Source organism: Haloarcula amylolytica JCM 13557 (assembly GCF_000336615.1).
In the GTDB taxonomy this organism is placed as follows: domain Archaea; phylum Halobacteriota; class Halobacteria; order Halobacteriales; family Haloarculaceae; genus Haloarcula; species Haloarcula amylolytica.
In genome coordinates, this window is sequence record NZ_AOLW01000045.1 from 1 (window position 1) to 520 (window position 520).

At 56.7% G+C, this 520-nt stretch carries 1 pseudogene; it reads left to right on the forward strand.

The window, feature by feature from the left end:
* A pseudogene (locus C442_RS16140) lies at positions 1 to 520 on the forward strand (ISH3 family transposase); the annotation flags it as partial.

Consider the following 520-nt stretch of genomic DNA (forward strand, 5'->3'; position numbering starts at 1 on the left):
GGTGAGCCGTCTCGTCGACGGTGACACCGCCAGCAGTGTCCTCGCTGAGTTTCTTGGTCTGCTCGACGGCCTTGACCTCAGCGTCAAGGCCGTCTATCTTGACCGGGAATTCTACGATAGCAAGTGTCTCACGCTCCTTCACGCTCACAACTACGCGTACGTGATGCCGATCGTCCGGTGGGGAAAGACGATCAAGCAGGAACTTTCGGAAGGGTGGAGCCGCGTCATCCAACATGAGCTGACGGGGAAACTCGACGGTCATAGCTGGACCGTCGAGTTTCCCGTCTACATCGACTGTACCTATCAAAACGGACGGTACGACGAACACGGAGTGGCGCGTCACGGCTACGCCGCTGACGCGCCGTTCATTGAAACACCACGAGATGCTCGATACCACTACTCGAAACGCTTCGGTATCGAGGCCAGCTACCGACTCTCCGAACAAAGTATCGTGACGACTACGACGCAGAATCCGGTCGTACGGCTGTTGTACGTCGTGGTGAGCCTACTCTTACAGAAT